Below are 25,673 nucleotides of genomic sequence, written 5' to 3' on the forward strand. Positions count from 1 at the left end.
CCCACGCATAGCTTGATCAGGCCGCTATCGGCCCGACGCCGCCGCTGCCTACCGCAAATCGGGAGTCTGGTCAAACAGACGCTTGTGGGCGCTGATGGCGTATGTGTCCGTCATGCCGGCCAGATAATCGCCGACATGCCTTGCCTTGGGAGCAATCGCAAGTCCGGCGATATGATCCACCCAGTAATGGCTCTGCATCTCCTTGGGATTTTCCATATAGGCGTGGAAGAGGTCCGTTACGATCTGCGCCGCGCCGGCCCGGATGCGCATGATATCGGGGTGACGATAGATGCGCTTGAACAGCATCTGCTTGATCAGCTTGTCGGTTTCCGCCATCTCCGCCGAGAAGGTCGCGACGATGCGTCCAGCGGCACGGATATCGGCGACGTTGCCCGGCTTGATTTCGGCAAGCGCCCGCTGGGAGACCGCAATGACATCCTCGACCATGCGGGTGATCTGCCGGCGCATGATCTCGTGCGTGAAACGGCTCGGCTCCAGATGCGGATAGCGCGCCCTCACCTCGGCCATCAGCCCCGCGAGAAACGGCACCTCCTCCAGCATGTCGAAAGTCAGATAGCCCGAGCGCAGCCCGTCGTCGATGTCATGGGTGTTATAGGCAATATCGTCCGCAATCGCGGCGACCTGCGCCTCCAGGCTGGCAAAGGACGCAATTTGGAGATCATGGATCTCGCAATAGTCGAGGATCGGCTGCGGCACCGGCCCGCTAATGCCCTTGCCGTCTGTTGTCATCAGCGGGCCGTTGTGTTTGACCAGCCCTTCGAGCGTTTCCCAGGTGAGATTGAGCCCGTCGAAATCGGCATAGCGGCGCTCGAGTTTCGTCACGATGCGTAGCGACTGCGCGTTGTGATCGAAGCCGCCATAGGGCAGCAGCATCTCGTGCAGCGCATCCTCGCCGGTATGACCGAAAGGCGTGTGGCCGAAATCGTGAACCAGCGCCACGCCTTCCGCCAGGTCTTCATCCAGCTTCAAGGCACGCGCTAAGGCGCGCGCGATCTGCGCCACCTCGATCGTATGCGTCAGCCGGGTGCGGTAATGGTCGCCGTCCTGGGCGATGAAGACCTGCGTCTTGTGCTTCAAGCGCCGGAAAGCGGTCGCGTGGACGATACGGTCGCGATCGCGCTGGAATTCGGAGCGCGTCGGGCTCGATCCCTCGTCGTAGAGCCTTCCGCGCGATGCCCAGGGGTCCGTCGCATAGACCGCCTTCTCACCATATCCAAAACCCAGTGCATGCGTATCGATCGTCATATCAATCCATTCCGGCATTTGGCCCCCGCACCATTACAGATGCGAAGGTCGTTTCATCATAACCGACGAAGGCGTTGCCTGCAGATCGGAATATACGATCCCGTCGCCAAGCGTGACCCATTGACGCCGCATTGCGGCCTTCATACCTATAGACAAGAAAACAGCAAAATGGCGTGTGGCTCAACCACGAAACCAGAGCTGTCACCGGCCTGACTTTCATGATAAAGGCTATGGATATCAGCCGTTTGAAAGTGCGACGGCCTATTTGGTTCTCTCCGGATCTTGACCCCGGCAGGAGGAAAGCATGACTGAGACTAACGTTACCCTATCGGATGCCGCGGCGAAGCGAATCGCCGCGATCGTCGGCGCGGAGACGGGCAAGCACGCACTTCGCGTTGCCGTCGAAGGCGGCGGCTGTTCCGGCTTTTCCTATAAATTCGATCTCGTCGAAGGCCCGGAAGACGATGATATCGTTGTCGAAAAGGACAACGCCACCGTACTGATCGACCAGATGTCGCTGGTCTATATGGCCGGTTCCGAGATCGATTTCGTCGACAACCTGCTCGGCCAATCCTTCCAGATCAAGAATCCGAATGCGGTTGCAAGCTGCGGCTGCGGCACGAGTTTCTCGATCTGAGGCTTCCTCTTTTTCCACAGTTTGATCGCCGGTCCGGAGCCATCGCTTCGGGCCGGCTTTCATATGGGCTGTAGTCAAGCCGGTCAGCTGCGGATACAACGAGGCGAAGCAAAGGAACGAGCTACCCATGAAAATCGCCACCTGGAACATCAACGGTGTCAAAGCGCGTATCGAGAACCTCTGCCAGTGGCTGAAGGATTCGAGCCCGGACATCGTCTGCCTGCAGGAGATCAAGACGGTCGACGAAGGTTTTCCGCGGCTGGAGGTGGAGGCGCTCGGCTATCATGTTGAGACCCACGGGCAGAAAGGCTTCAATGGTGTCGCCATTCTCTCCAAGATCAAGCCGGATGAAGTGACGCGGGGTCTACCCGGCGGCGACGGCGACGAACAGTCCCGCTTTATGGAAGCAGTGTTTTCCGTGCAAGGGCATGGCGCTCTGCGCGTCTGCTGCCTCTATCTGCCGAACGGCAATCCGGTCGATACCGAGAAATATCCCTACAAGCTCGCCTGGATGGAACGCCTGCGCAAATTTGCGGCGGATCGCCTCGCGCTCGAGGAGCCTCTCGTGCTTGCCGGTGACTACAATGTCATTCCGGAGCCGCATGATTGCTTCGATCCGAAGGTTTGGGAGAGCGATGCGCTGTTCCTGCCGCAAACGCGTCAATCCTTCCGCCAGCTCGAACATCTCGGCTTTACGGATGCGGTGCGGGCGACGACGGATGCCGTGAAGCTTTACTCATTCTGGGATTACCAGGCCGGCGCCTGGCCGAAGAACAACGGCATCCGGATCGATCACCTGATGCTCTCGCCGGAGGCGGCCGATCGCCTTACCGCGACGGCAATCGAAAAGCATGTGCGCGCCTGGGAAAAGCCTTCCGACCATGTCCCGGTCATCGCGCACCTCGATTTCGGCAATTAAACGTCAGCCCGAAACAAGGCAGTTCGGCAACTGCCCGGCAACGGGCAGTTAAGGCGGCAATCAATCGGAGCCGGCGACGTCAAGCTGATGAGCCATGGAGACCGCCACGCGACGGTCGTTCTCATTGGCAACAGAGAATGCCTGCTCCTGCAGATCTTCCATCCAGCTGCAGTCCTTCGGCTTGCACTTGTCCAATGCCGCGGTCATGAAGGCGAGACCTCGGACGGATTGACCTTCCTGGAACAGGATATTGCCGAAGACCGCCATGGCGCCCGGATGGCCGCTCTTGCGTGCCTGGTTCAGCCACTTCTTGGCCTGCTGCACATTGGTGGCGCCGCCCTCGCCCGTCAGCATCATCTGCGCGAGCTGGAACTGCGCCTCGGGAACGCCGAAGGTGGATGCAACCTGGAAATAAAGCTGGCGAGCCTGGTTGAGATCGATCTTGACCGGGCTGTTGGTAATGCCGGTCTTGTAGTAGCTGGCGAGAGCGAGCAGCGCGTTGATAAAGAAGCCGGTGTCTTCAGAGCCGGGCTCCACGCCCTGCTGGGCGATCTCGCTATAAATCTTGAAAGCTTCGAAATCGTTCTGCGTCACACCGTCGCCGTCGGCATACATGTTGGCGAGAGCCCAGCGCGACCCGGTATGGCCCTTTTCGGCGGCATAGCGATAGGCTTCGACCGCTTCTTCCTTCTGCCCGTTCTTGTAGGCCTTGAAGCCGAACTTGAAGAGATCGAACGGACCCGATTCCTTGGTGACACCGGCAGTGATATCGAATGCCTTGGCTTGACCCGCCAGCGCCACTGCCGTGGCAAGGGACAGGCTGAGCATCATGACTCTCGCTGATATGAACTCGGACTTAAACATAACAGTCGATTTCTTTCGCTCCATTCGGGCCTATGACGGCGCTTGCATGAACGCCGTCAGATTCGCGAATGTTTTCCCTGATGGCGCATGAGACTGAATCATCCTTTGCAAAGACGGTTCCCATGGCATTCAACCGAGGCTGTTTGCCACAATTGCGAGCATAGCTTGCAATTATGTCCAAACCAGCATTTGTGCGGCCGTTATCGTATCCCATCACAGAACCCGCGCTCCCGTTCGCTTGCCGAGGAGTGACATCGAACGTCGTCAGGCTGACGCCTTCCCTTGGTGGGCAAAGACTTTTCCCCTGCATCGGAAGCGTCATGGCTCCGATCCCGGATCGTTGCTTATGCCAAAGTGGAAGCTCACCCATCGATCGTTTACGCACTTTCTACAAGGCTAACCCCTGTGCCCACGTAATCGCTGCTCCCCATTTGTGGCGGGAAATGGACAAATTGTAATCTGATCACGTGGCTGCAATGTCTTGAAATAGAGTGTTGCTAATTCGTCACAAAGATTTTACCGATCTTGTAACTTCCTTAACCATAAATCCGGCAAGGAGGCCGGTTTGGCGCTCCGATCCGTCCGCGCGCGGCAAAAAAACGCCGCGGGACTTGTACAAGTCCGCGACGCTCTCAATGAGATGAAGTGATAGATGATAAGTTCGTCAATCCAATGACTTATTGTCAGAAGCTGACTTTTACCGACGTCTGAAGAGCGGCGACCAAGTCATTGCCGAAGCTGTAGCTCGCGTCATCGCCGTAGACGATGCCGCCGCGAGTGACCGGTCCGGATTTGCCTGATGTCATCAGACCAAGCGCGCCGCCGAAGTTGAACTGAACGTGCTCCGTCGCCTTGTAGGCAACACCTGCACCGAGCGTCCACGTATCCGAGTTCATGCCATAGCCATCGCTCGTACCACGATCCCAGCTCAGGCTGATGGCGCCGCTCCACTTGTCATTGAACTTGTGTCCGACACCGCCCGTGATGGTCCAGCCGTCGCGATACAGCAAGTCAAGCGACGTCAGCTGCGTCGGCCCGCCGGTCCGGCAGGAGGCGACGCCACGGGTCGAGGTCGGGCAAAGGGCGATGCTTTGCAAGAGGCTCCAATTCGTCCATTTGACCGAACCGAATGCCAGCCAGTCCGGCGCGATGCCGCTCTGCACCTTCCATTCCAGCGAGTCCGGAGCGTCGGCCGAGCCGAAGACCGAGGTAGCCGCGCCGAAGAACGGCCGAATCGGCGGCAGCTCGGTCAGATCGACACTGCCCTTGAGATTGTCGTATTTGACCCGGCTGTTGTAGACGAGGCTCGTGCGGAAGGCATATTCCGGGATTTCATAGGCCAGACCGGCGCGCCAGCCCCAGCCGTGACCATCGACATCAAGCGAGCCGACGCCATCGTAGACGGAGGAAAGCGGAGCCGGGATGGCCGAGACAAGGCGTGACTTGAAACCACTGACTTCCTGATAGAAGCCGCCACCGATAACGCGAAATTCGCCCGGGCCTGCATCGAATTTGTAGGAGCAGGTCGCCCCATAATTGTTCGTGCGGACCTTGACCTCGATTTCGTTGTTGGCACCGGCCCAGTTCTGGCCTTCGTTGAGATGCCCGCCGAATGGCTGGGAATAATCGGCCATGCAGTCGATGTTGTCGGTGATGCCGATCTTGAAGGCGGCATAAGGCATTGCATAATTTTCCGAGGCATCGGTCGAGTGGCTTCGGTTATTGAGATTGCCGTCGCTCGGATCGGTGTCTTTCGCGTTCTTCAACTTGCGGTCGGGCATGACATAGGTAACGCCGGACTCGAAGACATAACGACCCTTGTCGAAGAGCAAGTCGATGTCATAACCGGAACGGTCGAGACCGCCCGCAAAGGCCGCACTCGCAAAAGACGTACCGATGATGAATGAAACTGCGCTCCTCAACGCAATAGAAAATGCCATTGTAACTCCCCCACGTGTGCATTCGCTTTTTCGATTGTTGCGACGATCACTTGAATTGGCAATGCGGCCTACAAGGGCTGAAACCCAGTAAAAGAGTGATTGATTTACGTAAGAAAACGAACTACGCCGCGCAAAAACCGTGCGATTAGGTAAATTTTTTCTTTTTAATGTCATTTTCTTCCCCGGTTAGATTTTTATTCTTCTTTGCAACAATTCCGTTACAATATGACAACAGTTCTGCTTTTCGCGAGTGCCTAGCAGATTTAGGTGTAATATGTTTCGCCTGTGCGAAACTGACGATGAATCAGGGTGTAAAGCCCGTTGATCGATATCGAATCGAAGAAGAAAGCAAGAAAGGCACGCGGCTAACGCCGCGTGCCTTTCACCATTCTCAAAAGCAGGTCGCGCAAAAACAAGTTGCGGTTTTGCGATCAGGACATGTGCAGGATCAGGAACTTAGAGCGCACCTGAAAGATTGCGATGCGCTTTAGTTCCCTCTTTCTCAGCTCGCTTCGCTGACCCGGGCCAGTGCTACCTTGAGGCTCACCTGCTGCCCTTCGAGCTCACCGAGGCGTTCGCGCTCGGCGGCGACCACGTCCGGATTCGCGTTCGCGACGAACTTCTCGTTCGAAAGCTTGCCGTTGATGCGCGCGATCTCCTGGTCGTTCTTGGCGATCGCCTTTTCCAGACGTGCCTTTTCGGCCGAGAGGTCGATGAGGTTGCCGAGCGGCAGGCAGACGGTCGCCTCGCCGACAACGATCTGTGCGGCGCCCTTCGGCGCGGTATCGGCTAGCGAGACGGTTTCGACGCGCGCCAGCCGCTTGATGGCGGCGTCGTGGCGGAACAGGCGCTCCCGCGTCAGGCTATTCGCGTCGACGACCACCAGCGGGGCGGTCGCTGCCGGCGGCACGTTCATTTCCGAGCGCACCGAACGAATGCCGGAAACGAGGTCGATCAGCCAGTTGATTTCATCGGCGGCAATATCGTCCGCATAGGATGGCGCCGGCCAATCGGCATGGCAGATCAGGCCCTCGCGCTCATTGCCCTCGCCCGCCGTATGCGCCCAAAGCTCTTCGGTCATGAAGGGCATGAACGGATGCAGCAGCTTATAGGTCTCTTCGAGAACATAGGCAGCGCAGGACTGCGCCTCCGCCTTGGCGTTCTCGTCGTCACCATTGAAGATCGGCTTCAGCAGCTCAAGATACCAGTCGCAGAACTGGTTCCAGATGAAGCGATAGAGCGCACTTGCCGCATCGTTGAAGCGGAAGCTTTCCAGCGCTTCGGTGACGTCGCGCTCCGCGCGCGCCAGCTCCGTCAGAATCCAGCGATTGACGGTGAGCTCGGCGGCTTCCGGCACGAAATGCGGGTCGCTCTTGGCTCCATTCATCTCGGCAAAGCGCGTCGCGTTCCAGAGCTTGGTGCCGAAGTTTCGGTAGCCGGTGATACGGGCCGGATCGAGCTTCACGTCGCGACCCTGCGCCGCCATGATCGCGAGCGTGAAACGCAGCGAATCGGCGCCGTACTGGTCGATCAGTTCGAGCGGATCGATGACGTTGCCCTTGGACTTTGACATCTTCTGCCCGTTCTTGTCGCGCACCAGGGCGTGGACATAGACCGTGCTGAACGGCTCGACAGGTTCGCCGTTCTCATCCTCCATGAAATGGAGACCCATCATCATCATGCGGGCAACCCAGAAGAAGATGATATCGAAGCCGGTGACGAGCACGTTCGTCGGATAGTAGCGCGCCAGTTCCGGCGTCTCATCCGGCCACCCGAGCGTCGAGAACGGCCAGAGCGCGGAGGAAAACCAGGTATCGAGCACGTCTTCGTCGCGCGTCAGGATTTCGCCCGGCTTGAAGTTCTCCAGCAGGTCCTCGACATAGGCCTTCATCGGCCCCTCATGCGAAAGATAATGCTGGATCGCCGCCTGCAGCGCTTCTTCTTCGGTCTTTTCGACGAAGACCTGGCCATCCGGTCCATACCAGGCGGGAATCTGGTGACCCCACCAGAGCTGACGGGAAACGCACCACGGCTGAATGTTTTCCATCCAGTCGTAATAGGTCTTGTCCCAGCTCTTCGGGACGAGCTTGGTGCGGCCGTCACGGACGGAGGCAATCGCCGGTTCGGCGAGCGTCTTGGCGTCAACATACCACTGCTCGGTCAGGCGCGGCTCGATCGGCACGCCGCCGCGGTCGCCATGCGGAACCATGTGCTTGTGCGGCTCGACCCTATCCAGCAATTCGGATTCTTCGAAAATGCGAACAATGATCTTGCGCGCCTCGAAGCGGTCCTTGCCTTCCAGCTCATCCCAAGCGCCGTGCAGAGCGGCCGGATGATCGAGACCTTCGAGGAAGTCCTCGTTGTCCTTGATGGTGATGGTGGCTTCCGGGGTCAGAATGTTGACGACGCGCAGACCGCGGCGCTTGCCGACGTCGAAGTCATTGAAATCATGCGCCGGCGTCATCTTGACCGCGCCCGTTCCGGCCGTCGGATCCGGATATTCGTCGGCGACGATCGGGATGCGGCGGCCGACGATCGGCAGGATGACATGCTTGCCGATGATCGACTTGTAGCGTTCGTCGGTCGGATTGACCGCGACGCCGGTATCGCCAAGCATGGTCTCGGGACGGGTGGTGGCGACGACCAGATAGTCTCGCGTTTCCCATTCCGTCGGCTTGCCCTCGTCATCGAAGGCAACCGGATGCTGATAGGTGACGCCTGGCTCCAGCGGGTAACGCAGGTACCAGAGATTGCCGTTGACCTCGTGCTGCTCGACCTCGATATCCGAAATCGCGGTCAGCATTTTCGGATCCCAGTTGACCAGCCGCTTGTCGCGATAGATCAGGCCCTCCTTGTAGAGCGTGACGAAGACTTCGAGAACGGCCTTGGACAGGCCCTCGTCCATGGTGAAGCGTTCGCGCGACCAGTCGCAGGAGGCACCAAGGCGCTTGAGCTGATTGAAGATCAAGCCGCCCGATTCCGCCTTCCATTCCCAGACCTTCTCGATGAAAGCCTCACGGCCCATCTTGTGACGATCCGGCTGCTGGCGCTCGGCGAGACGACGCTCGACGACCATCTGCGTGGCGATGCCGGCATGGTCCATGCCGGGCTGCCAGAGAACGTCCTTGCCGCGCATGCGTTCGAACCGCACCATGATATCCTGCAGCGTGTTGTTCAGCGCATGCCCCATGTGCAGCGAACCGGTCACGTTCGGCGGCGGTATGACGATGGTGAAGGTTTCCGCGCCCGGCTTGGCATTCGCACCGGCGCGAAAGGCGTCGGCCTCATCCCATTTTTGGGCGATCTTCGGTTCGACTGCGGCGGAATCATATGTTTTGTCGAGCATTTTATGACCGGATCTTGAGGATTGGGTGATGCGGGTTGTAAATAGGATGGCTGTGGGCAAGTCAATAAAAAAGCCGCCCCGGAGCCGGAGCGGCGGATCGGTCACCCGAAGCTCAGGCTGTCAGCGGCGCGGGCCGCGGGCCACTCGTTCGATTTCCTCGCGCACGAGACGCTCGACAAGGGTCGGCAGATTGTCGTCGAGCCATTCCTGCAGCATGGGCCGCAGCATTTCCTGAGCCAGCTCATCGAGAGAACGGCGCGGGCCTCCATCGACGATGGCGGCAAGTTCTTCAAACGAGCGGGCAACCTGCGCGCCGGCCGCTTCGGACATCAATGGCGACGTAGCCACGACCTGGGCCGTCGGCAAGGACGTTTCCAATTCCGCCGCAGCGGCTACGATCGGTTCAGGTGCCGGGGAAACCGGGGCCTCGACCGGTGCGGCTGCCCGAGGCGCAGCCATTTGGAACGTACGAGTGGAGACCGTCGCCGGCAATTCTTCCATTTCGGGTTCGCCCCCGACTTCCGCCGGAGCCTGCACGGCCATCGGAGCGACCGGCGCCACCATATCGGTAATGGCATGCCGCAGCGGCGCATCGGCGACCGGCTCGACATGGACTTCGGCAAGACGCGCGGCCATGGCCGGCGGCAGTTCACGCGGCTGCGGCGGCTCGCGCCCGGCGTTCAGCAATGCGGCGGCGTTGCGCTCGGAAGCGGCGCGGACGCGCGCTGCGACATCCGCCAGCGACAAGCCGCGACCGGCACCCTCCGGTTCGGCAACGGGCATCTGCGAGTTTGCGGCGACGAAACGCGGGTCCTGCTCCGCGCGGGCGCGATCCGCGGCAGCGAACTCTTCGTCTACCGTCAACGGAATATCGTCGTCGCGCATGTTGGAAGCAGCGAGATGAGGGGAAGAAATCGGCTTGGCGCCCACGGGTTCGTTGCTTTCGATGATCCTGCGGATCGATGCCAGAATCTCTTCCATGGACGGTTCACGCACTACATTTGGCTGAGCCATATTCATCCCCGTTTTCCATATTCAACGACCGGAAACTCGCCAACTCGGCACCCGAATCAGGGTCACCCTAGATGACTGCCCTCGGGAAAAAAATCACCGTCAAAGCACTAAACCCGGTGATGCACAGTTTTGTTACGATCACAACGAATCGCTCTGCTGCCTGCGATTCTGCCACAGGCGCCGGCAATAAAAAACAGGCGCCCGAAGACGCCTGTCGCAAGCTGGATCATCAGGCCGTTCGGAAAATCAGAATACGAATTCCCTGGCCTTGGCGAAGCCCGGCAGCGGCTTGATCGATGCGTTGAAAAAAACGTTTTCCGAGAAGACGCCGCGTTCGCGCATGAAAACGGTTGCGCGGGCGGCGTGGCCATAGCCGATGACCGTGATCAGGCGGCCGTCTTCACCGAGCTGATCGAGCAGTCCCTGCGGCAGTTGCTCGATCGAGCCATCGATGAAAATGACGTCGTAGGGAGCGTTGCCGGCATGGCCCTTTTCGAGATCGCCGGTGACGACCGTGACATTATCATAGCCAAGCGCGGCGATATTGGCCTGGGCCTGGGCGGCAAGTTCCTCGTCGCTTTCGAGGGCTATGACCTTCTCGGCAAGAAGCGACAGGATGGCGGATACATATCCGGTGCCGCAACCGACATCGAGAGCCTTGCCCTCTTTGGTGATGACGCCAAGCTGCAGAAGCTTCGCCAGCGGCGATGCCTCCATAAGGAAGCGGGCCGGCTTGCCGGCAGCAGCGGCGGCGATTTCGATGTCGTTGTCGATATATGCCAGGACCTTCGACTTCTCCGGCACGAAATTTTCGCGCGGTACCGTCAAAAAGGCATTCAACACGGAATGGGAAGTGACGTCCGTCGTCCGGATCTGGTTCTCGACCATCTTCACGCGCGCTGCTTCGAAATCCATCTTATCCTCTTGCGCCCTTCATGCCCGAACGGGCCGGCTCTACTTTCTGTTACGCGTGTCTTAATCGCCTCACGTCACGCTTTCAAGGCATTGCGGCCACCGGGGCGGAGATTCATGGCCAGGCGTCGCCCGCGCACAACAATCGGCGCCCTGAAATGCACATCCGAGCCTCTCGACGCACCCCTCGCCAGTGGCATCGCACAATTCCCCTCGCCTCAAATCGGAACATCCGTTAGCAAAATGTTAACTTGACAGGACCACGCTTCGTGACGTGGAACCGCCCGAGTGTGGTCACAGATCAACCTTCCGACCCGAATATCCCTCCGGGTTAAGACTAAATTTGAATAGAAGGTGGCTGGGATGCCTGTCTCTCTCGTTCTTTTCGTTGCAACCTCGTTGCCACTTGTGGTCTTCCTGGCTGCCAGCCTTTCTTCCATGATGTAGGTTTCCGAATGAGGCTTTCGCTCTCCGTCGCAGCGCTTCTCCTTCTCCTACCCCAGGTCGCGTTGAGCGAGGAAGCGCCGAAGGAGGCAACGCCCATCATCGGCCATCTCGTGACCGGCAAACAGCTCGACGAATGGTGCGAAGAAGATCGCACGCTTGCCTCGGTCTATATACAGGGCATCCTCGACGAAGCGCAGCGGACGAAAAACCTGACGATCCGCGCTACCAAGCAGACGCCGAAGAACTCGTCCCGCTACGAGCACTATCTCCAGCAGTTCGTCGGCGCCTTCTGCCTGCCGCCCGATCTCAGCAACGCAAAAGCAACGGCGATCGCCTGCAAATGGATGGCGGAACATTCATGGCAGCTCGAACGGCCTGCCAGCTCGCTGATTGCACGTTCCTACAAATTCGCCTTTCCATGCCTTGAGGAATAGGCATCCCCGATGCCCGATGCGGCGGCTTCAAACTTCCGTATAAGCAATTGAGCCTTTGCGATCCTGTGGGCAACCAATGTCGCTGGTCGAGTGCGCTTTCAATTCTTGATTTTTTGCACGTCGCAATCGCAAAACCGCTGAACATTTTTGCGCGACATGCTCCAGTTGCACGGAATTATCCCGATCCCACCCCTGCACGCCAGCGCGTCGAACAATGCCCTTGCTCGGCCCACGCCGCGCCCGCGGCGCATGTCATTCCTGTTGACAATTAGTAAGGCAAACTTATAATTAGGACGCTGAATTTGAGTGACCTCTAGTCCAGCAAAAGGCGGCCCAGTTTTTTCCCTAGACTGGACCGCTTTTGCTTTTTCCGGACACGATATTCGCCACAACACTGTGTCGCACTTCCCAAGGTTATCGCAGCCCGGTCTGCGACAATGCCATCTCCTCAGTAGCTTAAGCGTCATTTCAGTTTCGAATGCGACGCTGTGGCGGGGGAATATCTATGGAATTACCGGGGTCACGGTGGTCGACGCTGAGGTCGTGCGAGCGCAAAAAGCTCGCTCGGCTGATGATGAAGATGTTGCTGCCGATCTTCGGAGCTCTGACGCTGCTTGGCGTCACGTTGCTCGTCCTGTCTGTATGATCGGAACAGTTCGCCGCTAAACGCACTGCAATCCAAAACGCGGTCTGGATACCTATGTCTGCCGAACGATCAGCAAATGGATCGCATCAGGTAGTTGAAAGGGTACGGCCCGAGGCCAAAGGCCAAAGGCCAAAGGCCAAAGCGGGAACAAACTGCCGCATCCTCAAAAAAATCGCGCCGTTTCAATGGCTTATCGATACCGGGGGAAAGGATGGAGGCCTCGCCCGGAATCGAACCGGGGTGCAAGGATTTGCAGTCCTCTGCGTAACCACTCCGCCACGAGGCCATCCGAAAGCAATTTGCGTTGTGGTGGCGCGGATTTAGAATGATCCAAAGAAAACCGCAAGAGGCAATCTTTGAAAAATGTCCTCTTCGATTCCTAAAGTTGCGCCTTGCCGCGTAACCGACTTTAACCATCGCATTTCAAACAAGACCGGGAGACTTCCGAGATGTTCCTGCTGCGACCAGCCAAACCCGACGATACCGCGCGCAACTATGAGATATGGCGGACATCCGTCGACGCCACCCATCATTTCCTCGATGCCTCGGACCGGGAAGCAATCGCGAGGATGGTGATGAAAGATTATCTGCCGAATGCGGAATTCATGGTTGCAGTGGACGATCACGACCTGCCGCACGGCTTTATGGGAGTGACCGGAAACCACATCGATTCGCTCTTCGTCCATGCCGACAGCAGAAGCATGGGCTTGGGACGCTTGCTTCTCGATGGCTTTCGCATGGGAAAAGATGTCGTCACGGTCGATGTTAATGAGCAGAACTCTGCCGCGACGGGCTTCTACGAACGGCTTGGCTTTGTGGTAACGGGACGCGCGGAACGCGACGATCAGGGACGTCCCTACCCGATCCTTCATATGCGGTGGCAGAAACCGGCATAGCCGGGTAGTCCAAGCCACTCTCTGGAAGCCCCATCCCGAGGCAACTTCACCGCCAGTCCATTCAGGCAGGTTATAGGTCCCTGCGGTAGATGCTAGACTCAGTACCACCGGTTCGGATGCCACCCCCGAACCGGACAGTGCCGCGTCCGACGAGACTACGCCCCCAGTAATGTCGTCGGACGCACCCGCAGCCGAGCCTGTTCAGGAAGCGCCCTTTCTCCGATTTCTTTCTTGGAGAATCATTTCGGCAATCACGCCTCAAAGCCCCAATTTTGTAGAACGGCATAGTGGTCGGCCGGAGTTGGCGCGCGGGATGATCACCATCATACGGCGGCAGCCTCTCCACTTCGCATCTGCCGCCCGCATATTCCTTCGCCCGAACGCAACTCCAGCCCTTTTCACGCTCACGAGGCTGACCATGCGGACGAGATCAAAAGCGGCCGCAGTTGGTCCCCGATTAACGAATTGCGTCATTTTTGCAACAACCCTCACTTTCGATTAGCGCACATATAGTTCGCCACTCTTAGTATCTTGCCAAATCAGCGGGGCAGGTTCAGGAAATAGTTCGCGAAGCTTATTACTTCGCACCTACTGAATAGGGAACATGAACGGGATGGGTTGGGCACGTCGTTTTTCGGCGCGATATCTCATGCCCAATCAAGAAAGATTGGAGTTACTATGAACATCAAGAGCCTTCTTCTCGGCTCCGCTGCTGCGCTGGCAGCAGTTTCCGGTGCTCACGCGGCTGACGCTATTGTTGCCGCTGAGCCGGAGCCGCTCGAATACGTTCGCATCTGCGACGCTTACGGTGCCGGCTACTTCTTCATTCCGGGCACGGAAACCTGCCTCAAGATCGGCGGCAAGGTGCGTACCGAAGGCGAGTGGTACAACGCTTATAACCGTGCCAGCCACCAGGGCACGCTCTGGCACACCCGCGCCGAGCTGAACGTCGACACCGCGACCGACACCGAATACGGCCCGTTGAAGACCGAAACTATCGTTCGTTGGGACTGGAATGATGGCGGCTCCACCTCCACCAATCTGCTGTGGTCCTACATCAGCCTCGGCGGCTTCACCGTCGGTAAGAAGGACTCGGCCTACAACCTTTACATCGGTTACGCCGGCGACGTCATCAACGACGACGTGATCTATGACGGCCCGTACGAACTCAACCAGCTAACTTACAACTATGACGCCGGCAACGGCTTCACGGCCGTGGTCTCGCTCGAAGACAGCAACTCGGCCTCGGACGGTGTCGCATCTTATGGCGCAAGCTGGTGGACGGACGACAAGTCCAATCACTACGCTCCTGATGTCGTCGCCGGCCTCGGTTACAAGGCTGGTGCCTGGGGCTTCAAGGTCGTCGGCGGTTACGACTCCATCGTCGAAGAAGGCGCCATCAAGGCTCGTATCGATGCCGACTTCGGTGCATTCACGGCCTTCTTGATGGGCGGCTGGAACACCGACGGCGACAAGCTCAACAAGTATGCCGGCACCAACCAGGACGTCTCCGCTTGCACGGCGCCGAACGGCACCGTCAATGCATCGAAGTGCGGCTGGGGTGACTGGGCTGTTTGGGGCGGCGTTGGCGTACCGTTCAACGACAAGCTGAAGTGGAATGTCCAGCTCGCCTACAGCGACTCGAAAATCTTCGAAGCCACCACCAACCTGAAGTTCAACCCGGTCAAGGATTTCCTGGTCGAGCCGGAAGTGACCTACGTTCACTACGACTATGCCAAGGACGACACCGTTTCCGGCATTCTTCGCTTCGAACGCAACTTCTAACCTGATCTGACTTGACCTCCGATCAGAGAAGGAAGGGGTCCGGCTTTCCCTGCCGGACCCCTTTTTTGATGAGAACTCCTGGAATCACAGCACCATCCTGCGATCAGCGCGCGTGTCATAAGGTATCTCGATCAACCGGAGAGAGGAACCTTGTCACCACGATGGCGTTTACCGCTGAAAGGGACGTGGCTGAATATAGGAGTTATCGCCTTGAAACATCTCGCTTCAATCGCCTTGACCACCGCGCTTGCCGTGGGTTCCGTATTATCGGCTGCCCTGCCCGCCGCGTCTGCCTCGCTTGGCGGCTCATCGACGGCTTCGAACGTCATTCTGGTGCAGGAACGCGGAACACGCAGATATCCAGATTACGACCGTAGGCCTTATTGGCGCGACCGTGATCGTGATCACCGTCATTGGCGGGAGCGCCGCTGGGAGCGGCGTCATTGGGATGACAGATGGCGGGACGACCGTCGCTATTATCGTCGGCACCATAGCGGTGTGATATTGGAGATTCGCCCCTGATATCCCAGCACCGGTAGCGACTATGGCGTCATGAGCGATTCTTCCGCGCCAAGCCGCACGGGCGGAGGTGAAAGCCTTTCGAACCACATTCAAAATAATACGGCCGCGCCTTAGATATCGGTAGCGGCCGACCTGTTTTAGAAGGAGCTTGCGCTGGTTTCGCCGCCTACCGCGCTCAGCGGGGGACGCGTAGCAGGCGGACTGATCGCTTGCGATTCATCCAATCGCGGAACGGATGGGCAGGAGGCGTCGGAGGCGCTCGTCGCGAAGGTAAAGTCCGCCCCAGGCCATGACCCCGAGAAGCAAACTGATAAGTTGTGGTGGCGAGCCGATTTCTCCGAGGCGGAAATGCGTGCAGATCGCACCGCCAAGAAAGCCGGTCATCAGGATTGCCCCAAGGATTGCCGTGCGCGGAATGGCGTAAAGAACCACGCAGACGAGAATGATCAGCCCTACCACCCAAGCCTGATTGGTCGAAAATCCGGTTGCGGTCATCTCGGCCGCGAGCGTGGCAGGCGAAAACAAGTTAACGGCGGCGTCGGCTGCAAAGACGAGAGTCACGATTACCGTTAACACCCATCCCGCCCATGAAATGCGGCGCGTAACCGGCTTGCCGACGACTGCATCCTCCACCATGTCGAGATCTCCCTATCCCCTAGCCGTCCCCATATGCCGGTCCGATGAGCGCCGCGATCCTGCCACGACTTGGAAACACTGACAATAACAATGGCTTGCCGGTGAAATACGGGCAGCGAAATATGGATGAAGGCCAGAAGATCGAGAAATCGCCAATGCGAAGCATGTGCAATAAAACTGCCAAACTGCGCTGATACAGCTTCGTCCGTTAGAGGCTGGGCAAATCTATCGACACGAGACAATGGCCATCGGCCACCCAACGACAAGCTTGTCGTCGCTATCTCAGTGCTTGCACTTGTGGAAGAAAGTGGCTCCCCGGGCCGGATTCGAACCGGCGACCTGTCGATTAACAGTCGAATGCTCTACCGCTGAGCTACCAGGGAATGCGCTTGGCGCGGTGTGAGTGGGCTTCTACAAATGCTTTCTCGATTTGCCAAGCGGTTTTTTCAAAAAAATCGAATTCTCTTGCATTATTTCCCCGCCTTACCATTTCCTGTGGATGACCGACCAAAGCCAGACGACAGAAAATGCCGATCGAAATGGCCGGAAAACCCGCCGTTTCGGCATTGATCCCTCAACCCGCGAGCTTGTTTTCGGCTCCGTGAGAATTCCCCTGCCCCGATCCCGCCTCGCCCGCCTGGGTGTGGGCGTTGCGCTCATCTTTGGCGGCCTGCTCGGCTTCCTGCCGGTACTCGGCTTCTGGATGCTGCCGCTGGGCTTCATCGTGCTCTCGCATGATATGCCTCTGGTTCGCCGCTGGCGGCGTCGCTTCGCCGTATGGTGGGCCAAGAAGCGCCGGCCGGCGAACTAGCCTTTCACCTTGCGCCGATCAAGCGGGCGGGATTGCCGACAACGGTCGCACCGGCTGCGACATCCCTGGTCACGACCGATCCCGCGCCGATGATTGCGCCATCGCCGATCGTCACGCCGCCGACAAGGATCGCACCGCCGCCTATCCAGACGCTGCTGCCGATGGTGACCGGCCGCGCAATTTCGATGCCCGCGCCGCGCAACTCGCGATCCTTATGGTGCTCGGCGCAATAGATATGGACGCCCGGCCCCAGCATGCTGCCATCGCCGATGCGAACGCTGCCGCTGTCGAGAATGGTGCAGCCGGCATTCATATAGACTCGACGCCCGAGCGAGATGTTGATGCCATAGGAGCAATGGAACGGGGCCTCGATGAAAACATTCTCGCCGACATCGGCAAAGAGTGCAGCCAAAGCCGGTCCGAGATTGCTGCGCTCGACCGGCGGCATCGTATTGTGCTGATGCACGGCTTCTCGGGCCTGCCAGCGCAAGCCGTCGAGTTCGGGATCGAAGCAGCAATACCATTCCCCCGCCGCCATCTTCTGTCGTTCGCTGAGATCCATCGATCCCTTCTCCCATGCTTTTCCGGATTCGTCCCGAAGCGATCATGCATCACCGTTCGGGCGGGCGGCAAGCAAGCCAACCTTTGGTTCACGACCAAGCAACAAGCTCAACGCGAACCATCCAATATTGCACGCCTTGATTAGCATTGACTCAAATACTTGATCGTTCAAAGATCGGCCCACCTGAAATCCCTGATTTTGGCCGAAAATGCCCGGCGATACGGGATTCTTGCTCTCAACAAACTGTCACACAGCTTGTCTATAACGCCGCTACCGCGGACTTGCGCAAGACCACCGGTTCCGAGCTTTCAAAAAGGAAATAGGGATTATGTCGAAACTTAAAAACTGCATTTCCGCCGCCGCCGCCGGCGTCATGAGCGTAGCGCTGGCTTTGCCTGCTGCCGCTGCTCCGACCAAGTTCGATTTCTGGTTCGGCCTGTCGGGCGACCTGGAGCGCGTCGTTCAGACGCTGTGCAAGAACTTCAACGATTCCCAGAAGGATTATGAAGTCTCCTGCGTCAGCCAGGGCAACTACGACGCCGCGCTGCAGAACACCATTGCCGCCTTCCGCGCCGGCAAGCAGCCGGCAATCGTCCAGGTCTACGACGTCGGTACCGCCACCATGATGCTTTCGGGTGCCTACTACCCCGTCAGCAAGCTGATGTCCGAAAACGGCTACAAGGTTAAGTGGGACGACTATTTCCCGGGCATCGCCCGCTATTATGCCACCTCCAAGGGCGAACTGCTCTCCTTCCCGTTCAACTCGTCGACCGCCCTGCTCTACTGGAACAAGGACTCGTTCGCCAAGATCGGAAAGACCGCCGCTCCGAAGACCTGGGAAGAAGCTGCCGAAGACATGAAGGCCCTGAAGGGCGCCGGCTATGATTGCCCGATGGCGATCAACATCTCCGGCAACGAAAGCTGGCAGCTGATGGAGCAGTTCTCCGCTATTCACGACCAGCCGGTTGCCACCAAGAACAACGGCTATGACGGCCTCGACGCCCGCCTGACGGTCAACAAGACGAAGTTCGTCAAGTACGTCACCGACCTCAAGAGCTGGTACGACCAGGGCCTCATCAAGATCAAGTCCAAGGATCTCGGCCAGGACATGGTTCAGGCCTTTGCTTCCGGCGATTGCCAGATGATCATGACGTCGGTCGGCGATCACGGTTCGATCACCAAGACCCAGAAAGCCGGCATGAACTGGGATGTGGCCGAACTTCCGGTCTATGCCGGTACCGAGCGCAAGAATTCGCTCGTCGGCGGCGCGTCGCTTTGGGTTCTCTCCGGCAAGTCTGCTGACGAATACAAGGGCGCTGCCGCGTTCCTGGACTTCATCGGTAAGCCCGAGACCGCCCTGTTCTGGTCGACCAACACCGGCTACATCCCGGTCAAGAAGTCCGGTTTCGACTTCATGAAGTCCTCCGGCTTCTACGATAAGGCTCCCTATAAGGGCCGTGAAGTCGCGATCGCCAGCTTGACCGCTTCCGAGCCGACCCCGATCACCCGAGGCGTTCGCCTCGGCAGCTTCACGCAGATCCGCGCCGAGTTCGGCAACCAGATGCAGGCCATCTTCGCCAACAAGGTCAGCGTCCAGGAAGGCATCGACAACCTGGTCAAGAACGGCGACGCCGTCCTCGACCGCTTCGCAGCCACCTACAAGGGCAAGCAGCTGCCGTAAGCAGCACGGCTCACGGACAGACAGCGTCCGCCGGGGTTTCCCGGCGGACGTTCGTTATGAGAGCAAGCGTGGCATCGGGATACCAAGCCGGAAGAGACAATGGAAAAGCGCATAACTTTCAGCAAATGGAGCGTCGGCATCCTGTTCGCAGTGCCGCAGCTGCTCCTCATCTTCACCTTTTTCTATTGGCCGGCCGGTCAGGCAGTCTTCTGGTCGCTGACGCTGCAGCAGCCCTGGGGCGGCGGCAACATCTGGGTCGGCCTCGATAACTTCAAATCTATTATTGCCAACGCGGACTACTGGAACTCGGTCACAATCAGCATCACGTTCGCGGTGATCAGCACCGGCATTTCCATGGTGGGCGGGTTGATCCTCGCAGCCCTGACTGACCGTCAGCTGCGCGGTTCGAAAATCTACCGTGTCGTGCTGATCTGGCCCTACGGCATCGCCGCGCCCGCAGCGGCAATGGCCTTCCGTTTTATCCTGGCGCCCGAAGCCGGCCTCATTGCCGTGGTCAATCAGTGGTGGCCGGGAATCTGGGATCCGGGCCTCGACGGCAACGCCGCCATGGCCTGCATCATCGCCGCCTTCTCGTGGAAATATATCGCCTACAGCTTCATCTTTTTCTTGGCCGCTTTCCAGGCAATTCCTCGTTCGTTGATCGAAGCAGCTGCCATGGACGGCTCCAGCGTGCTCCGTCGCTTCTGGGACGTCCAGTTCCCGTTGATCACGCCAACCATCTTCTTCCTGCTCGTCATCAATATCACCGAGAGCTTCCAGGATTCTTTCGGCATCGTCGACATCATGACATCAGGCGGCCCGCACAACTCGACCAATCTCATGGTCTACAAGATCTATTCCGATGGCTTCAAAGGACTCGATTTTTCCGGCGCGGCGGCGCAGAGCATCATTCTGATGCTGCTGATCATCGTGCTCACCGTCTTCCAGTTCCGCTTCATCGAGCGGCGCGTACATTACCGTTGAGGCTGACATGGTCGAGCGCACACCTATCCTTAATTTCTTCACCCATCTGATCCTGTTCCTCGGCTTCGTGGTGGCCGTGGGACCGATAGCCATCGTTACCATCGCCGCATCGCACAATATCGCCGACGTCAACAAAGTGCCGATGTCGCTGATCCCCGGCTCGGATTTCTGGGTCAACATGAAGACAGCCTGGACGACAGCCAATCTCGGCCCCAAGCTGCTGAACAGCCTGATCTTCGCCTCCGGGGTTGCGGCGGGAAAGGTGATCATTTCGGCGATCACGGCTTTTTCGCTGGTCTATTTTCGCTATCCGGGCCGCCATTTCATCTTCTGGCTGATCTTCATAACGCTGATGCTGCCACTCGAAGTGCGTATCGTTCCGACCTATGCGGTCGCAGCGAACGTACTCTCGCCCTTCCAGGGGATTCTTGACGTTACTGGCATCACCTGGCTCATCGAAAAAGTAACAGGCATCGAGGTCTCGCTGAATCTTGGATTGCTTAACTCCTCGATCGGCCTGATCTTGCCGCTGGTCGCGACCGCGACCGGAACGTTTCTCTACCGTCAGTTCTTTCTGACGATACCGGAGGAGCTGACCGAGGCCGCACGCATGGACGGCGCCGGAGCGCTGCGCTTCTTCATCGACATCCTGCTGCCGCTGTCGCGCACCAACATGGCCGCACTCGGCACCATCATGTTCCTCTGGGCCTGGAACCAGTATCTGTGGCCGCTGCTGGTGACCACCGATCCCGCGCATGTGACGGCCGTACACGAGCTCAAGTCGCTCATCCCAAACGTGGGTGGTCTTCCGGAATGGCACATCGCCATGGCCGGCACGCTGATCGTCATGCTGCCGCCGCTCCTCGTGGTCGTCCTGATGCAGCGCTGGTTCGTTCGCGGCCTGATCGCAACCGAGAAGTAATCTGTTTATCTGCCGCGCCCTGCTTGGGGTGCGGCCATTGCGAGCCGGTCCCTTCTCTCCGCGAAGGGACTCTTATGACGGCACCAACAAAAATGGCCGCATAAATAAAAAACCCGGAAGTCGGGAAAGACTTCCGGGCGCACCTGCTGAAAAGTTATGTTTGAAATCAGCTTGCCAGCACTTTGAGCGGTGTGACGGAAGCGACGGCGTCGAGCCGCAGGCCGGTATCCCGGGCGAAGAGATGCGTGTGCTGCTGCGGCAGCTCCAGCGCGACGGACTGGCCGGTCTGGCCGGTCGTGTGGTCGGCGACCGCAACGGCAAAGCTCGAACCATTGATGTCGCAATGGATGACGCGGCCGGCACCGAGTTCTTCGACGAAATCGACGGTTGCCGGGATAGCGCCGGGCGTTCCAGCGGGAACGAGACGCGCGTGCTCAGGACGGACACCGAGGGCGACCGGCTGGCCGGCATGGCGCTTGCCGATATTGGCATCGATGGCAATCGGAATGCCGTCGAAGATAAATTGCTCGCCGTTGGCCGCGAAGGTACCTTCCAGAAAATTCATGGCCGGCGAGCCGATGAAGGAGCCGACAAAGCGGGTGCGCGGCGTGTTGTAGACCTCGAGCGGCGTGCCGACCTGCTCGACATTGCCCTTGTACATAACGACGAGCTTGTCGGCGAGCGTCATGGCCTCGACCTGATCGTGCGTCACGAAGACCGACGTCGCCGACAGGCGCTTGTGCAGGCGGCGGATCTCGACGCGCATCTGCACGCGCAGCTTAGCATCGAGGTTGGACAGCGGCTCGTCGAAAAGGAAGACCTTCGGCTCGCGGATGATGGCGCGGCCCATGGCGACGCGCTGACGTTGACCGCCGGAAAGCTCGGCCGGCTTACGGGTGAGGAAATCTTCAAGCCCGACGATGCGGGCGGTTTCCTTGATGCGGCGATCGCGCTCGGCGCGCGGCACGCCGGCGACCTTGAGCGCGTAGCCCATATTGGCGGCGACATCCATGTGCGGATAGAGCGCGTAGTTCTGGAAGACCATGGCGCAGCCGCGCTCGCGCGGCTCGAGCTGATTGACCACCTTGCCGTCGATTACGATCTCGCCCGAGGAAATATCCTCGAGGCCGGCGATCATGCGCAGCAGCGTGGACTTGCCGCAGCCGGAAGGTCCGAGGATGACGACGAATTCGCCCGAGCGGAAATTCAGATCGACGCCATGGACGACCTGATTGCGTCCATAGGCCTTGCGAACTTGTTCGATGCGGATTTCCGCCATGTTAATCTTCCCCGCCTGTCAATTCTGGGCCGTCAATCGGGTGGACTGCTAGCGAATTTGCATTACAGAACAGTGACAAGCACCCCTTATATCACAAACCGCATCCAGATTTCCTCACGAGAGTTGCGGGTGCCATTTCGCGATGAAACGCGCATTGGTGGAACCATTTTGCGACAGACATCGCATACGGGTTCCGGCAGCCATAAATCAGATGCCCACGCGTCCCTGAAAAAGGATGGATGGCGGCGCTATTCCGCCGGATGCGGGGTCACGCGCGGACCGACGGACCGGCGTTTATGACCGATGCCGAGAAAATATCTCAGCACGCGGAAATAGAGGCTATAGGGCAAAAACTTCAGAAGCTTTGCCCGGAAGACCAGCCCCTTCGGGAAACTGATGTCGAAGGCCGACGATTTCAATCCGGCTGATATCGCATCGGCTGCCTGCTGCGCCGACACTATATCGGGCATTTCGAACTTGTTCTTTGCCGTCAACGGCGTATCGACGTAGCCTGGAGTGACGAGCTGGATACGGATACCCATGCGATCGAGCTCGAAATTCAAGCTTTCGGCCATGTTGATGAGCGCGGCCTTGCTGGCCCCATAAGCAGCGCCGCCGGGCAGGCCGCCGTAGCCTGCGACGGAAGACACGAGGGCAACCTGGCCGTATCCCCTGGCACGCATATGCCGGACCGCCGGAACGAGACAGTTGACGACGCCATGAAGATTGACGGCAAAACTGCGCTCGAACGCCTCGTGATTGAGGTCTTCGCCGCGCGCGGGCAGATAGATGCCGGCGTTCAGGACCATCAAAGCGACGGGGCCATGCTGATATTCGATGGCCGCGACGGTGTGTTCCATGTCCTCGGCATCGGTCACATCGCCGTCGAGCACGACGATGCTGCCTGCAAGTGCGCTTGCCTCCGATTGCAAGGCCAGAAGTTTGTCATGGCTGCGGGCAGTCACGGCAACCTTGTAGCCTTCCTCCGCCAGTTTCAACGCCAGCGCGCGGCCGATACCGGAACTGGCGCCGGTAATCCAGGCGACTCCGTGTTCAGGACGTGCGATGAACGGGCTCATGGCTCTTCTCCTTGGCTGGCGGCCGCCTGAATCAAACGCTTTACCGCGGCCGTCCGTGGCATTTTAGAGATAGCGTATCATTGTGGCCGCTTTCGGCCTGTTTGGCGGCCCAACGGGGAAAACAATGTCACCGAATGGAGACTGGCGCGCCATACGGCAGACTTCGGCCAACGAAGGCTGCCAAGTCGAATTTTGCGGCACGAACAAATAGCGAGGAACAGAATTTCTTGCCTATGCCGCCTTGTGAAGGGAAAAGACCGTTCTTACAGTAGTTGCGAACAGAAGGCAGATTCCAATGACCGTCCATCCGTCCGTCCTCGAAGCAATTGGCAATACGCCGCTGATCAAGCTCAAGGGCGCCTCCGAGGCGACGGGCTCGACCATTCTCGGCAAGGCCGAATTCCTCAACCCCGGCCAATCGGTCAAGGATCGCGCCGCGCTCTATATCATCCGCGATGCCGAGAAGAAGGGATTGCTGCGGCCCGGCGGCGTCATCGTCGAGGGCACGGCCGGCAATACCGGCATCGGCCTGACGCTCGTTGCCAAGGCGCTCGGCTACCGCACCGTCATCGTCATTCCGGAAACCCAGAGTCAGGAAAAGAAGGACGCGCTGAAGCTGCTCGGCGCCGAGCTGGTCGAGGTTCCCGCCGTCCCCTACAAGAACCCGAACAACTACGTGAAGGTCTCGGGCCGGCTTGCCGAACAGCTGGCAAAGACCGAGCCGAACGGGGCGATCTGGGCCAACCAGTTCGACAACGTCGCCAATCGCCAGGCGCATATCGAGACGACCGCCAAGGAAATCTGGACCGACACATCAGGCAAGGTCGACGGCTTCATCTGCTCGGTCGGCTCCGGCGGCACGCTTGCGGGCGTCGCCATGGGCCTGCATGCTTTCAACAAGGACATCAAGATCGGCATCGCCGATCCGGAAGGTGCTGCCCTCTATGAATTCTACAAGAATGGCGAGCTGAAATCCTCCGGCTCCTCGATCACCGAAGGCATCGGCCAGGGTCGCATCACAGCAAACCTGGAAGGTTTCACGCCCGATTTCGCCTATCAGGTCACCGATGCCGAAGCACTCCCTTACGTCTTCGATCTGGTCGAGCACGAGGGCCTGTGCCTCGGCGGCTCGACCGCCATCAACATCGCCGGTGCGGTTCGCCTCGCCAGGGATCTCGGCCCCGGACATACGATCGTGACCATCCTGTGCGATTACGGCAATCGCTACCAGTCCAAGCTCTTCAATCCCGATTTCCTGAAGTCGAAGGGCTTGCCGCTGCCGGGCTATCTCGAAAAGCGGGCTGAAATCGCCGTCCCATACGAAACAACAGCGTGATCTTATGACCGTCAATGCCCTCTACCGTGATGATTTCTATCTCTCGACCGCCGAAGCAGTCGTAACCGCAATTCACGAAGACGGGGGCATCGAGCTCGATCAGACTTGCTTCTACGCCACCTCGGGCGGCCAGCCGGGCGATACGGGTTTCCTGGAGCGTGGCGACGGTTCCAGGATCATGCTCGGCCAGACGAAGCATGGGCCGATCAAGGACATCATCATCCACGTGCCGCTCGAAAATCAGCCCCTGCCCATCGTCGGCGAGAAGCTGGTGCTGCACATCGACTGGGCGCGCCGTTACAAGCTGATGCGCATGCATACGGCCTGCCATCTGCTTTCCGTGGTCTGCCAATATCCGATTACGGGCGCGGCCGTCGGCGAGGATGAAAGCCGCGTCGATTTCGACATGAGCGAGACAATCGACAAGGATGAAGTGACGGCCAGGATGATGGCGCTTGTCAACGAGAACCATCCCGTTTTCGTCCGCTGGATCACGGACGAAGAGCTGATTGCCAATCCCGGCATCGTCAAATCTAAGAATGTACGCCCGCCGATGGGCCTTGGCCGTGTCAGCCTCGTCTGCATCGGCGAGGATTCGGCCGTCGACAGCCAGCCCTGCGGCGGCACGCATGTGTCGGAGACGCAGGAGGTCGGCGCGATCCACATCGCCAAGATCGAGAAGAAGGGCAAGGAAAACCGACGCTTCCGCATTCGGTTCGGCACGCCGGCCGACGAGAATTGACCGCGCAAGCGCC

General features: G+C 58.8%; 24 protein-coding genes and 2 tRNA genes. 13 read left to right on the plus strand and 13 right to left on the minus strand.

The window, feature by feature from the left end; translation table 11 throughout:
* Window positions 1-48 precede the first annotated feature (48 nt).
* Window positions 49-1,266 carry a deoxyguanosinetriphosphate triphosphohydrolase gene (locus HGP16_RS06120; RefSeq protein WP_168839098.1) on the minus strand — a complete coding sequence of 406 codons (1,218 nt, stop codon included), beginning with the start codon at window positions 1,264-1,266 and terminating at the stop codon, window positions 49-51.
* A gap of 304 nt (window positions 1,267-1,570) precedes the next feature.
* On the opposite strand from HGP16_RS06120, the gene erpA reads away from it, so the two are divergent.
* Together erpA and xth are read left to right on the plus strand one after the other, a co-directional pair.
* On the plus strand, window positions 1,571-1,903 hold the full coding sequence (erpA, locus tag HGP16_RS06125; protein WP_168839099.1) for an iron-sulfur cluster insertion protein ErpA: 333 nt from the start codon (window positions 1,571-1,573) through the stop codon (window positions 1,901-1,903).
* Window positions 1,904-2,030: 127 nt separating this feature from the next.
* Window positions 2,031-2,822, plus strand: coding sequence for an exodeoxyribonuclease III (xth, locus tag HGP16_RS06130; protein WP_168839100.1), 792 nt, complete (start codon window positions 2,031-2,033; stop codon window positions 2,820-2,822).
* A 60-nt stretch (window positions 2,823-2,882) separates the two neighbouring features.
* Here xth and exoR read toward each other — a convergent pair whose 3' ends face one another.
* From exoR to HGP16_RS06145, 3 genes are all read right to left on the minus strand, one after another.
* Complete coding sequence (gene exoR, locus HGP16_RS06135; RefSeq protein WP_168839101.1) at window positions 2,883-3,686, minus strand: exopolysaccharide production regulator ExoR; 804 nt, start codon at window positions 3,684-3,686, stop codon at window positions 2,883-2,885.
* Entirely contained in the window at window positions 3,679-4,008 is a 330-nt protein-coding gene (locus HGP16_RS06140) for a hypothetical protein (RefSeq protein ID WP_168839102.1), read from the minus strand. Before HGP16_RS06140 ends, exoR begins: the two co-directional genes overlap by 8 nt.
* A 361-nt stretch (window positions 4,009-4,369) precedes the next feature.
* Window positions 4,370-5,626 (minus strand): OmpP1/FadL family transporter, encoded by a 1,257-nt coding sequence (locus HGP16_RS06145; RefSeq protein WP_168839103.1) that lies wholly within the window; start codon window positions 5,624-5,626, stop codon window positions 4,370-4,372.
* A 299-nt stretch (window positions 5,627-5,925) separates the two neighbouring features.
* On the opposite strand from HGP16_RS06145, the gene HGP16_RS06150 reads away from it, so the two are divergent.
* Entirely contained in the window at window positions 5,926-6,117 is a 192-nt protein-coding gene (locus HGP16_RS06150; RefSeq protein ID WP_168839104.1) for a hypothetical protein, read from the plus strand.
* Window positions 6,118-6,128: 11 nt separating this feature from the next.
* Here the strand turns inward: HGP16_RS06150 and HGP16_RS06155 are convergent, their stop codons facing one another.
* From HGP16_RS06155 to HGP16_RS06165, 3 genes are all read right to left on the minus strand, one after another.
* Window positions 6,129-8,972: a valine--tRNA ligase gene (locus HGP16_RS06155; protein ID WP_168839105.1), complete on the minus strand. Its 2,844-nt coding sequence runs from the start codon at window positions 8,970-8,972 to the stop codon at window positions 6,129-6,131.
* A 120-nt stretch (window positions 8,973-9,092) separates the two neighbouring features.
* The gene (locus tag HGP16_RS06160; protein WP_168839106.1) at window positions 9,093-9,986 is read right to left on the minus strand and encodes a PopZ family protein; all 894 of its coding nucleotides are present in this window, start codon (window positions 9,984-9,986) and stop codon (window positions 9,093-9,095) included.
* Between the two features lie 246 nt (window positions 9,987-10,232).
* Entirely contained in the window at window positions 10,233-10,901 is a 669-nt protein-coding gene (locus HGP16_RS06165; protein ID WP_168839107.1) for a protein-L-isoaspartate O-methyltransferase family protein, read from the minus strand.
* 452 nt (window positions 10,902-11,353) lie between these two features.
* Between HGP16_RS06165 and HGP16_RS06170 the strand changes: the two genes are divergently transcribed.
* The gene (locus HGP16_RS06170; protein WP_168839108.1) at window positions 11,354-11,779 is read left to right on the plus strand and encodes a Rap1a/Tai family immunity protein; all 426 of its coding nucleotides are present in this window, start codon (window positions 11,354-11,356) and stop codon (window positions 11,777-11,779) included.
* Window positions 11,780-12,637: 858 nt separating this feature from the next.
* Here HGP16_RS06170 and HGP16_RS06175 read toward each other — a convergent pair.
* Window positions 12,638-12,711 (minus strand) — tRNA-Cys (locus tag HGP16_RS06175).
* A gap of 163 nt (window positions 12,712-12,874) precedes the next feature.
* Here HGP16_RS06175 and HGP16_RS06180 point away from each other — a divergent pair.
* From HGP16_RS06180 to HGP16_RS06190, 3 genes are all read left to right on the plus strand, one after another.
* Window positions 12,875-13,321 (plus strand): acetyltransferase, encoded by a 447-nt coding sequence (locus HGP16_RS06180; protein ID WP_168839109.1) that lies wholly within the window; start codon window positions 12,875-12,877, stop codon window positions 13,319-13,321.
* Between the two features lie 678 nt (window positions 13,322-13,999).
* Window positions 14,000-15,106, plus strand: coding sequence for a porin (locus HGP16_RS06185; protein ID WP_168839110.1), 1,107 nt, complete (start codon window positions 14,000-14,002; stop codon window positions 15,104-15,106).
* A 210-nt stretch (window positions 15,107-15,316) separates the two neighbouring features.
* The gene (locus tag HGP16_RS06190; protein WP_168839111.1) at window positions 15,317-15,628 is read left to right on the plus strand and encodes a hypothetical protein; all 312 of its coding nucleotides are present in this window, start codon (window positions 15,317-15,319) and stop codon (window positions 15,626-15,628) included.
* 216 nt (window positions 15,629-15,844) lie between these two features.
* Here HGP16_RS06190 and HGP16_RS06195 read toward each other — a convergent pair whose 3' ends face one another.
* Together HGP16_RS06195 and HGP16_RS06200 are read right to left on the minus strand one after the other, a co-directional pair.
* Window positions 15,845-16,264 carry a DoxX family protein gene (locus tag HGP16_RS06195; RefSeq protein ID WP_168839112.1) on the minus strand — a complete coding sequence of 140 codons (420 nt, stop codon included), beginning with the start codon at window positions 16,262-16,264 and terminating at the stop codon, window positions 15,845-15,847.
* 308 nt (window positions 16,265-16,572) lie between these two features.
* Window positions 16,573-16,647: transfer RNA gene (locus HGP16_RS06200), tRNA-Asn, on the minus strand.
* Between the two features lie 116 nt (window positions 16,648-16,763).
* Here HGP16_RS06200 and HGP16_RS06205 point away from each other — a divergent pair.
* On the plus strand, window positions 16,764-17,075 hold the full coding sequence (locus HGP16_RS06205) for a hypothetical protein (RefSeq protein WP_168839185.1): 312 nt from the start codon (window positions 16,764-16,766) through the stop codon (window positions 17,073-17,075).
* 4 nt (window positions 17,076-17,079) lie between these two features.
* On the opposite strand, the gene HGP16_RS06210 is transcribed toward HGP16_RS06205, so the two are convergent.
* Window positions 17,080-17,637 carry a sugar O-acetyltransferase gene (locus HGP16_RS06210; protein WP_168839113.1) on the minus strand — a complete coding sequence of 186 codons (558 nt, stop codon included), beginning with the start codon at window positions 17,635-17,637 and terminating at the stop codon, window positions 17,080-17,082.
* A gap of 328 nt (window positions 17,638-17,965) precedes the next feature.
* Between HGP16_RS06210 and HGP16_RS06215 the strand changes: the two genes are divergently transcribed.
* The 3 genes from HGP16_RS06215 (at window position 17,966) to HGP16_RS06225 (ending at window position 21,224) form a co-directional block, all read left to right on the plus strand.
* Window positions 17,966-19,318: an extracellular solute-binding protein gene (locus HGP16_RS06215; RefSeq protein ID WP_168839114.1), complete on the plus strand. Its 1,353-nt coding sequence runs from the start codon at window positions 17,966-17,968 to the stop codon at window positions 19,316-19,318.
* Window positions 19,319-19,417: 99 nt separating this feature from the next.
* Window positions 19,418-20,302, plus strand: a complete 885-nt coding sequence (locus HGP16_RS06220; protein WP_168839115.1) for an ABC transporter permease subunit — start codon at window positions 19,418-19,420, stop codon at window positions 20,300-20,302.
* 7 nt (window positions 20,303-20,309) lie between these two features.
* The gene (locus HGP16_RS06225; protein ID WP_168839116.1) at window positions 20,310-21,224 is read left to right on the plus strand and encodes an ABC transporter permease subunit; all 915 of its coding nucleotides are present in this window, start codon (window positions 20,310-20,312) and stop codon (window positions 21,222-21,224) included.
* Between the two features lie 166 nt (window positions 21,225-21,390).
* On the opposite strand, the gene HGP16_RS06230 is transcribed toward HGP16_RS06225, so the two are convergent.
* Both HGP16_RS06230 and HGP16_RS06235 read right to left on the minus strand, forming a co-directional pair.
* Window positions 21,391-22,503, minus strand: coding sequence for a sn-glycerol-3-phosphate import ATP-binding protein UgpC (locus HGP16_RS06230; RefSeq protein ID WP_168839117.1), 1,113 nt, complete (start codon window positions 22,501-22,503; stop codon window positions 21,391-21,393).
* A 248-nt stretch (window positions 22,504-22,751) separates the two neighbouring features.
* A complete protein-coding gene (locus tag HGP16_RS06235; protein ID WP_168839118.1) occupies window positions 22,752-23,582 on the minus strand; it encodes an SDR family NAD(P)-dependent oxidoreductase in 831 nt (276 codons plus the stop codon).
* Window positions 23,583-23,877: 295 nt separating this feature from the next.
* Here HGP16_RS06235 and HGP16_RS06240 point away from each other — a divergent pair, with 295 nt between their 5' ends.
* Both HGP16_RS06240 and HGP16_RS06245 read left to right on the plus strand, forming a co-directional pair.
* Window positions 23,878-24,918 (plus strand): cysteine synthase A, encoded by a 1,041-nt coding sequence (locus HGP16_RS06240; protein ID WP_168839119.1) that lies wholly within the window; start codon window positions 23,878-23,880, stop codon window positions 24,916-24,918.
* A gap of 4 nt (window positions 24,919-24,922) precedes the next feature.
* The gene (locus tag HGP16_RS06245; RefSeq protein ID WP_168839120.1) at window positions 24,923-25,660 is read left to right on the plus strand and encodes an alanyl-tRNA editing protein; all 738 of its coding nucleotides are present in this window, start codon (window positions 24,923-24,925) and stop codon (window positions 25,658-25,660) included.
* The last annotated feature ends 13 nt before the right edge of the window (window positions 25,661-25,673 follow it).

Source organism: Rhizobium sp. P40RR-XXII (assembly GCF_012641405.1).
Classification (GTDB): Bacteria; Pseudomonadota; Alphaproteobacteria; order Rhizobiales; family Rhizobiaceae; genus Rhizobium.

Bases quoted from the DNA above. Each gene is read 5' to 3' on its own strand.
- HGP16_RS06120 (WP_168839098.1), bottom strand. From the start codon at position 1,266: ATGACGATCGATACGCATGCACTGGGTTTTGGATATGGTGAGAAGGCG.
- erpA (WP_168839099.1), top strand. From the start codon at position 1,571: ATGACTGAGACTAACGTTACCCTATCGGATGCCGCGGCGAAGCGAATC.
- xth (WP_168839100.1), top strand. From the start codon at position 2,031: ATGAAAATCGCCACCTGGAACATCAACGGTGTCAAAGCGCGTATCGAG.
- exoR (WP_168839101.1), bottom strand. From the start codon at position 3,686: ATGTTTAAGTCCGAGTTCATATCAGCGAGAGTCATGATGCTCAGCCTG.
- HGP16_RS06140 (WP_168839102.1), bottom strand. From the start codon at position 4,008: ATGACGCTTCCGATGCAGGGGAAAAGTCTTTGCCCACCAAGGGAAGGC.
- HGP16_RS06145 (WP_168839103.1), bottom strand. From the start codon at position 5,626: ATGGCATTTTCTATTGCGTTGAGGAGCGCAGTTTCATTCATCATCGGT.
- HGP16_RS06150 (WP_168839104.1), top strand. From the start codon at position 5,926: ATGAATCAGGGTGTAAAGCCCGTTGATCGATATCGAATCGAAGAAGAA.
- HGP16_RS06155 (WP_168839105.1), bottom strand. From the start codon at position 8,972: ATGCTCGACAAAACATATGATTCCGCCGCAGTCGAACCGAAGATCGCC.
- HGP16_RS06160 (WP_168839106.1), bottom strand. From the start codon at position 9,986: ATGGCTCAGCCAAATGTAGTGCGTGAACCGTCCATGGAAGAGATTCTG.
- HGP16_RS06165 (WP_168839107.1), bottom strand. From the start codon at position 10,901: ATGGATTTCGAAGCAGCGCGCGTGAAGATGGTCGAGAACCAGATCCGG.
- HGP16_RS06170 (WP_168839108.1), top strand. From the start codon at position 11,354: ATGAGGCTTTCGCTCTCCGTCGCAGCGCTTCTCCTTCTCCTACCCCAG.
- HGP16_RS06180 (WP_168839109.1), top strand. From the start codon at position 12,875: ATGTTCCTGCTGCGACCAGCCAAACCCGACGATACCGCGCGCAACTAT.
- HGP16_RS06185 (WP_168839110.1), top strand. From the start codon at position 14,000: ATGAACATCAAGAGCCTTCTTCTCGGCTCCGCTGCTGCGCTGGCAGCA.
- HGP16_RS06195 (WP_168839112.1), bottom strand. From the start codon at position 16,264: ATGGTGGAGGATGCAGTCGTCGGCAAGCCGGTTACGCGCCGCATTTCA.
- HGP16_RS06205 (WP_168839185.1), top strand. From the start codon at position 16,764: ATGACCGACCAAAGCCAGACGACAGAAAATGCCGATCGAAATGGCCGG.
- HGP16_RS06210 (WP_168839113.1), bottom strand. From the start codon at position 17,637: ATGGATCTCAGCGAACGACAGAAGATGGCGGCGGGGGAATGGTATTGC.
- HGP16_RS06215 (WP_168839114.1), top strand. From the start codon at position 17,966: ATGTCGAAACTTAAAAACTGCATTTCCGCCGCCGCCGCCGGCGTCATG.
- HGP16_RS06220 (WP_168839115.1), top strand. From the start codon at position 19,418: ATGGAAAAGCGCATAACTTTCAGCAAATGGAGCGTCGGCATCCTGTTC.
- HGP16_RS06225 (WP_168839116.1), top strand. From the start codon at position 20,310: ATGGTCGAGCGCACACCTATCCTTAATTTCTTCACCCATCTGATCCTG.
- HGP16_RS06230 (WP_168839117.1), bottom strand. From the start codon at position 22,503: ATGGCGGAAATCCGCATCGAACAAGTTCGCAAGGCCTATGGACGCAAT.
- HGP16_RS06235 (WP_168839118.1), bottom strand. From the start codon at position 23,582: ATGAGCCCGTTCATCGCACGTCCTGAACACGGAGTCGCCTGGATTACC.
- HGP16_RS06240 (WP_168839119.1), top strand. From the start codon at position 23,878: ATGACCGTCCATCCGTCCGTCCTCGAAGCAATTGGCAATACGCCGCTG.
- HGP16_RS06245 (WP_168839120.1), top strand. From the start codon at position 24,923: ATGACCGTCAATGCCCTCTACCGTGATGATTTCTATCTCTCGACCGCC.